This is a genomic window from Photobacterium carnosum, from assembly GCF_021236965.1.
Classification (GTDB): domain Bacteria; phylum Pseudomonadota; class Gammaproteobacteria; order Enterobacterales; family Vibrionaceae; genus Photobacterium; species Photobacterium carnosum.
In genome coordinates, this window is record NZ_WMDN01000060.1 from 1 (window position 1) to 1,375 (window position 1,375).

Sequence of the window (1,375 nt, forward strand, 5' to 3'; positions counted from 1 at the left end):
CATCAGCCTACATACTTGGACCTGGACAACCGTCGCCAGGCTCACCTAGCCTTCTCCGTCCCTCCATCGCAATTATAAGAAGTACGGGAATATTAACCCGTTTCCCATCGACTACGCCTTTCGGCCTCGCCTTAGGGGTCGACTTACCCTGCCCCGATTAACGTTGGACAGGAACCCTTGATCTTCCGGCGAGGGAGTTTTTCACTCCCTTTATCGTTACTCATGTCAGCATTCGCACTTCTGATACCTCCAGCACACTTTACAATGCACCTTCAACGGCTTACAGAACGCTCCCCTACCCAATGTGAATAAATTCACATTGCCGCAGCTTCGGTGTATAGCTTAGCCCCGTTAAATCTTCCGCGCAGGCCGACTCGACCAGTGAGCTATTACGCTTTCTTTAAATGATGGCTGCTTCTAAGCCAACATCCTGGCTGTCTGAGCCTTCCCACATCGTTTCCCACTTAGCTATAACTTTGGGACCTTAGCTGGCGGTCTGGGTTGTTTCCCTCTTCACGACGGACGTTAGCACCCGCCGTGTGTCTCCCGGATATTACTTACTGGTATTCGGAGTTTGCAAAGGGTTGGTAAGTCGGGATGACCCCCTAGCCTTAACAGTGCTCTACCCCCAGTAGTATTCGTCCGAGGCGCTACCTAAATAGCTTTCGGGGAGAACCAGCTATCTCCGAGTTTGATTGGCCTTTCACCCCTAGCCACAAGTCATCCGCTAATTTTTCAACATTAGTCGGTTCGGTCCTCCAGTAAGTGTTACCTCACCTTCAACCTGCCCATGGCTAGATCACTCGGTTTCGGGTCTAATCCTAGCAACTAATTCGCCCAGTTAAGACTCGGTTTCCCTACGGCTCCCCTAAACGGTTAACCTTGCTACTAAAATTAAGTCGCTGACCCATTATACAAAAGGTACGCAGTCACCCAACAAGTGGGCTCCTACTGCTTGTACGTACACGGTTTCAGGTTCTATTTCACTCCCCTCACAGGGGTTCTTTTCGCCTTTCCCTCACGGTACTGGTTCACTATCGGTCAGTCAGGAGTATTTAGCCTTGGAGGATGGTCCCCCCATGTTCAAACAGGATATCACGTGTCCCGTCCTACTCGATTTCACTAAGACTGCATTTTTGGTTACGGGGCTATCACCCTGTATCGCTGTACTTTCCAGTACATTCACCTAACGCAGAACTAGCTTAAGGGCTAATCCGGTTTCGCTCGCCGCTACTACCGGAATCTCGGTTGATTTCTCTTCCTCGGGGTACTTAGATGTTTCAGTTCCCCCGGTTTGCCTCATTAACCTATGTATTCAGTTAATGATACTTGCTTATGCAAGTGGGTTTCCCCATTCGGAAATCCCAGACTCAAG

1 rRNA gene is annotated in these 1,375 nt (G+C 49.8%); it reads right to left on the reverse strand.

The features are described from left to right. Window positions 1-1,375 (reverse strand): 23S ribosomal RNA (locus tag GLP24_RS19745); the annotation flags it as partial.